The following is a 6018-nucleotide window of genomic DNA, read 5'->3' as shown; positions in this document are numbered from 1 at the left end:
GACTAGCAAGACGGTATCTCAGGCCGGGGGCCAGGCCTCCGCCGAAAAGCCGATATTATATAGGCCTTAAGGTGATCGGCTTTTCAGAGGGTCCCGCTTGGGGACATATCGCCCCGGGCTAGGGGCTCTTGCAGGGAGGAAGAGGGGAAGTTTTGAACACGCCTTATTAAAAGTCGTCTGATTGCTTATCTGGGATATACGGTGGTTCCAAAGATCGGATGGCTATCGATTTGAAACCGTCGATCCATGAATGTCTGTCTTCCTGGCCGTTTAGTGAGATGCGGAGAGCTTTGAAAAGCCCCCATTAGATAAAGGGCCTTCCTTTTTCGATTTTCTCACTACTCGGAGGTGGAGGGCTGGAATCTTTTCCCTTTCCCTTTTCTTAGGAACTCGGAGGTTGGAGGGAGGGGAGTGGGATCCCCCCTGAAAGCCTCTAGGCGGGAAGGAGGGCGTAGGAGCGGAAAAAAAGCCGAGAGAGCAGAAAAGTTAGGGGCTGACGGAGGAAGACCCTAACTTTTCCTGCGAACCGGCTTTTTTTTCGCGAGTAGCCCGACTGGAGCCTAAGCTTTCAGGGGGGATCCCACTCCCCTCCCTCCAACCGGAGGTGGCAAAAGAAAAAGGTAGAGACGCGCAAGAACTCTTCCAAGGGCGGCGGCAATCCAAAGACAATGCCTTAGTTTAGCAAGCGAGGGGACTCTTTAGGCTCCGGGATGCTGGGCCGAGGCGCCTCCTGGGTCGGCCAGGGTTGGACGGGAGGCCGGTTGCGTTCTCGACGTTGGATTTGCCGCGGGGTCGTCTCCCAGCCGCGCTGCAGCTCCTCGGCGAACTTCTTGAGGTGCGGGATCTGGTCGGGCGGGAGCATCTGCTGTGTCCAGAGATACCACAGTGCCGTCGTCGCTTCGCCGAGGATGGCCTGTTTGTCCTCCGGCGTCAGGGCCAGGTATTTCTCGACGGCCCCGTCGGTCAACGCCAGGAATTGCTGCCGTTCGGCGTCGCTCATCCCGGTGGAGAAGGTGTCGACGATCTTGGGCCGGGCGACGTTGCGGTAAGTCCAGACGATCACGGTGTCGGCGTGCTGGACGTAGCGGGCGTTGTGGAAGACGAGATACCAAAAACCGACCCCCAACCCGACGATCAGCAGCAAGACGACCAGACAGCCGCTGAAGCACCCGCAGCCGCAGCAGCCGCCCTTTTTTTGGGGCTGCTGAAAGCCCTGCGGGGGAGGCGTGAAGGACGGAGGGGCGCTGTGGCCGAGGTTTTGGGTTTCGGTGGCGGCGCCGGACGAGATCGAGGTCATTTGGGGACCTTCTCCCAATCTTTGAGGAAACGCTCCAGACCGAGATCGGTCAGGGGATGCTGGGTCAGCTGCTTGATGACGCCCATCGGCACCGTCGCGACGTCGGCGCCGATCAAGGCCGCCTCGAGGAAGTGGATTGGGTTGCGGATGGAGGCGGCGAGGATCTGGGTCTTGATGCCGTAGTTGTCGTAAATCGTGCGGATCTGCCGGATCAAGTCCATGCCGATCTGCGAGATGTCGTCGAGGCGCCCGATGAAGGGGCTGACGAAGGTGGCTCCGACCTTGCCGACCAACAAGGCCTGGTTGGCGTTGAACACCAGGGTCACGTTGGTCTTGATGTTTTCTTCGACGCAGATCTTGAGGGCCTTCAGCCCCTCGACCGTCATCGGCAGCTTGATCGTGATGTTGGAGTGGATCTTAGCATACTCGCGGGCCTCTTTCATCATGCCCTCGCGGTCCACGCTGACCACCTCGGCGCTGATCGGCCCGTCGACGATCTTGACTATCTCTTCCAGGACATCGCGGAACTTACGGCCGCTCTTCGCGACCAAGGAGGGATTGGTGGTGACGCCGTCGAGGATCCCCATGTCGTTGGCCTCGCGGATCTCTTGCACGTCGGCGGTGTCGATGAAGATTTTCATGCCTGCTTCTCCCCACGAATATAGGCCTCATGGCATCGCTTTTCGCAAAAGTAAAGACCCTTCTTTTCGTAGGCCAGGCGCGTGGGATTGAAGGTTCCGCAGGCGGGGCAGGGCTTCATTTCGTCGATGACCTTCGGCGGACCGGAAGGGGCGGGACCCGGCCGGGGCGGGGCCTGGCGGGGCCGGAATTTTCCGGGATCGCGCGGCCGCAGCAGGATCCGCCGCAACAGGCGAAGCGTGAGGTAGACGACGATGACGAGGAGGACGAAACGAAGCATCGGATCACAGCCGCTCGTGGATGGGGGTCTTGAGCACCCCGTCGGAAGACTGGCTCAGGAAGAATTTATAGAGGGGGACGACCTTCTTGTTGTCGCCCAGCTTTTTCAACAAGGCCTTCACGGCGAGGCCCTTGATGGGATGCACGAAATTGGGCGCGACCTCCGCCAGCGGCTCGAGGACGAAGCGGCGCAGGTGCAGCTGCGGGTGGGGGACGATCAGCGTCTTGGTGCGGATGATCTCGTCGTCGAAGAAGAGCAGGTCCAAGTCGATGACGCGCGGGGCCCACTTCGCGCCGCGGACGCGGCCCAAGAGGCCCTCGACCTCTTGCAGGAGATGGAAGAGGCGGACCGCATTCAGTGAGGTCTGGAGCTTGAGCACGCAGTTGAGGTACCAGCCCTGCTTCTCGCCGCCCAAGGTGAGGGGCTCGGTCTCGTAGAAGTGCGAGAGCCGGTTGACCTTCACGAGGGGATGGTCCTCCAGCAGGCGGATCGCCTCGCTGACGTTCTTGAGGCGATCGCCGAGATTGCTGCCGATTCCGATGTAGGCGCAGTGTTTGGTCATCCTGCTTCGAGATTATGGGGTTGCTCGGTTTTAGTCAATGCGCCAGCGCGGGAAATTTGAAATGGCCGGTCGCATGCAAAATCAGGCCCAAACCGCGCTGGAAGGCGCCTTCGTGCCGGGGTGAATTGACGCGACGCAGCCTCGAAACGCAGCGCAGAAAATTCACTTGATCCAGGGCCGGCCTCGCATTAGCCCCTATTCATCATGACCCGCATCAACGATCACTACCTGAAACTGAAGGCCGGCTACCTCTTTCCCGAGATCGGCCGCCGCGTGAAGGCCTTCCAAACGGCCAACCCCAAGGCCGACATCATCCGCCTGGGGATCGGCGACGTCGTCCTGCCCCTCGTCCCCGCGGTGATCGAGGCCATGGAGCGGGCGGTGCGCGAGCTCGGCACCGCCGAGGGCTTTCGCGGCTACGGGCCCGAGCAGGGCTACGGCTTTTTGATCGACGCCATCCTCGAGCACGACTTCAGGTCGCGGGGCGTCTCGCTTCGGGCGAGCGAGATTTTCGTCTCCGACGGTTCGAAGTGCGACACGGGCAACATCCAGGAGATATTTTCCACGCAGAACGTCATCGCCGTCACCGATCCGGTCTATCCGGTCTATGTCGACACCAACGTGATGGCGGGGCGCAGCGGGGCCTTCCGCGAGTCCGGACATTACGATGGCATCGTCTACATGCCGGCGACGGCCGAAAACGGCTTCGCCCCGGACCTGCCCGAGGCGCGGGTCGACCTGATCTATCTATGCTCGCCCAACAACCCCACCGGGGCCGTCCTGAACCGCGAGCAGCTGAAAAAGTGGGTCGACTTCGCCCGCGAGCGCGAGGCGGTGATCCTCTTCGACGCGGCCTACGAGGCCTTCATCACCGACCCGGCCATTCCCCATTCCATCTATGAGATCCCTGGGGCCGAGGAAGTGGCGATCGAATTTCGCAGCTTCTCCAAGACGGCCGGCTTTACCGGCACGCGCTGCGCTTATACCGTCGTTCCCGAAAAACTGCGTTGCCGCGACGCCGAAGGAAACGCCGTCGCGGTCAACCCGCTGTGGAACCGCCGCCATACGACCAAGTTCAACGGCGTCTCCTACCCGGTGCAGCGCGGCGCCGAGGCCTGTTACTCCCCCGAGGGAAAACGGCAGATCCGCGGCCAGATCGAATACTACCTGACCAACGCGGCCCTGATCCGCGAGGGCCTGACGGCGGCGGGGTTGCAGGTCTACGGCGGCGTCAATGCGCCCTACCTCTGGCTGAAGACCCCCGGCGGGATGGGATCCTGGGAATTTTTCGACAAGTTGCTCGGCGAGGCCCACGTGGTGGGCACGCCCGGGGCGGGCTTCGGCCCCTCCGGCGAGGGCTACTTCCGGCTGAGCGCCTTCGGATTGCGCGAGAAGATCCAGGAGGCGATCGTCCGGATTCAAACCAAACTCAAAAAGTAAAGAGGTCCAACCATGAAAACGCGCTTCGGCTATTTGCTGCTCTTCTTCGGGCTGCTGGTCAGTTCTCCGGCGCTCGGAAAATCCGGCCAAACGGCCGTCGACACCAACGCCCTCGCCTCAGCGAGCGAGCTGACGGGGGTTTACTACGCCCTGCGCCACGGCGAGAGCGTCCCCAGCTCCCAGCACCGCGTCTGCGCCACGATGGAGACCGGCACCGACCCCAAGAACGGCTTGACCCCCAAGGGTCGCGAAGAGGTCATCACCAGCACCACCGAGTGGATCAAGGTCAACAAGAAGAAGATCGCCGGTTATATTCAGCAGGACAAGTTGGTGGTCGTGACCTCGCCCTACAGCCGCACCAAGGAGAGCGCCGAGATCTTCGTCGACGTCCTCGAGGCGAATTTCAAGGGCAAGCTGCCCAAAAAGTACCGCAAATCCGGCCTGGACGGGATCATCGTCGTCGAGAACGACCTGCGCGAGCGCGAGTTCGGCAAGTTCGAGGGCCAGGGGAATAGCGGCAAGATCTACCAGCAGGTCTGGGAGCAGGACCGCAAGAACCCCAAGCACACCAAGTGGGGCGTGGAGAGCGCCGCCGACGTCCAGGCTCGCGCCAGCCGCGTGATCGCCGACTTGGAGAGGCAGTCCCAGGCCGCGGGCGGAAAGATGTTCGTCCTGGTGGCCCACGGGGACACCTTGAAGATCCTCCAGACCGCCTTTCAGAAGCAGAGCCCCGCCGAGCACTGCAACAAGGAGTCGGTGGTCCCGATCAAGACGGCGGAGATCCGGGAATTTACGCTGACGGCCTCGCCGGCCCAGGCGGCGAAGTAGGGGCGCACCTTGTGTTCGCCCATTCTGCAGGGATTTCTTCGGTGCGCCAACGCCGTCCTCATGGCAGGCTCCGCGGGGGCGAACACGAGGTTCGCCCCTACAGATTATGCGATCTAAAGACTTGACGATTCACGGCATCCGGCAACGCCTCTACAGCTGGGGTTCCCCCAAACGCCCCAAGCTCTTCCTCCTGCACGGCTGGCTCGACACCGGCGCGGGCTTTCAATTCCTGGCCGAGCGCCTGCAAGACCGTTTCCATTGCATCGCCCCCGACATGCGCGGCTACGGCAAGAGCGGCCACGCGCGCAATCCCCTCGGCTATTTCTTCCACGAATACGTCGCCGACGCTCACGCCCTGTTCGCGAAGCTGAGCCCGAAAGAGCCGATCCGCCTTTTGGGCCATTCCCTGGGCGGCATGGTCGCTTCGGTTTACGCGGGCTCCTTCCCGGAGCGCGTGGCGCAACTCCTCAACGTCGAGGGCTACCTGGTCCCCGAGCGTCCCCCGCAGGTCGCGCCGGGCCGGGTGCGGGACTGGATCGAGGGCTTGGGGAAAAAGCGGTTCCGAACCTTTCCCAGCTTGAAGGCCTTCGCCGAACGCCTGCGTCAGGCCAATCCGCACCTCACCGAGGAACGCGCGCTTTTCCTGTCGAAACACCTCTCCAAGCGTACCGCGCGCGGCTTCACGATGGCCGCCGACCCCAAGCACAAGCTGCTCGAGCCCTATTGGCTGCCGCTCGAGGCGCATTACGCCTTCTGGGGCCAAATCCGGGCGCGCTGCCTGCTGGTCTCGGCCGAAAAGACCGAGATGGCGGTCCGCTTCGGAGGCGCGGATTTCTGGGCCGCGGTCCGGGAGCGGGAGGCGCGTTTTCCCTCCGGAACCGAGACCGCGCAGATCCCGGACTGCGGGCACATGGTCCACCACCATAGGCCCGAGGTCCTGGCCGAGATCGTTTCGAAATTTCTGAAGTAAGC

7 protein-coding genes are annotated in these 6018 nt (G+C 62.3%); 3 read left to right on the top strand and 4 right to left on the bottom strand.

Going from position 1 to position 6018, the window contains the following annotated elements:
• Positions 1-673: 673 nt before the first annotated feature.
• The 4 genes from FBR05_07980 to folK are packed head-to-tail and all read right to left on the bottom strand — an operon-like array spanning position 674 to position 2778.
• Positions 674-1297: a hypothetical protein gene (locus FBR05_07980; GenBank protein MDL1872133.1), complete on the bottom strand. Its 624-nt coding sequence runs from the start codon at positions 1295-1297 to the stop codon at positions 674-676.
• Positions 1294-1938 (bottom strand): fructose-6-phosphate aldolase, encoded by a 645-nt coding sequence (gene fsa / locus FBR05_07975; protein ID MDL1872132.1) that lies wholly within the window; start codon positions 1936-1938, stop codon positions 1294-1296. Before fsa ends, FBR05_07980 begins: the two co-directional genes overlap by 4 nt.
• Positions 1935-2216, bottom strand: coding sequence for a hypothetical protein (locus FBR05_07970; GenBank protein ID MDL1872131.1), 282 nt, complete (start codon positions 2214-2216; stop codon positions 1935-1937). The genes fsa and FBR05_07970 overlap by 4 nt, the downstream gene beginning before the upstream one ends.
• A 4-nt stretch (positions 2217-2220) precedes the next feature.
• On the bottom strand, positions 2221-2778 hold the full coding sequence (gene folK, locus FBR05_07965; GenBank protein MDL1872130.1) for a 2-amino-4-hydroxy-6-hydroxymethyldihydropteridine diphosphokinase: 558 nt from the start codon (positions 2776-2778) through the stop codon (positions 2221-2223).
• A 204-nt stretch (positions 2779-2982) separates the two neighbouring features.
• Between folK and FBR05_07960 the strand changes: the two genes are divergently transcribed.
• The 3 genes from FBR05_07960 to FBR05_07950 all read left to right on the top strand — a co-directional run bounded on the left by FBR05_07960 (position 2983) and on the right by FBR05_07950 (position 6016).
• Positions 2983-4218: an LL-diaminopimelate aminotransferase gene (locus FBR05_07960; protein MDL1872129.1), complete on the top strand. Its 1236-nt coding sequence runs from the start codon at positions 2983-2985 to the stop codon at positions 4216-4218.
• A gap of 12 nt (positions 4219-4230) precedes the next feature.
• Entirely contained in the window at positions 4231-5046 is an 816-nt protein-coding gene (locus FBR05_07955) for a histidine phosphatase family protein (protein ID MDL1872128.1), read from the top strand.
• Between the two features lie 106 nt (positions 5047-5152).
• Positions 5153-6016 (top strand): alpha/beta hydrolase, encoded by an 864-nt coding sequence (locus FBR05_07950; GenBank protein MDL1872127.1) that lies wholly within the window; start codon positions 5153-5155, stop codon positions 6014-6016.
• Positions 6017-6018 lie beyond the last annotated feature (2 nt).

This window comes from Deltaproteobacteria bacterium PRO3 (assembly GCA_030263375.1).
Taxonomy (GTDB): Bacteria; UBA10199; UBA10199; order DSSB01; family DSSB01; genus DSSB01.
Note: the sequence above shows the minus strand (reverse complement) of the source record. Positions and strands in the feature narration are given on the sequence as shown.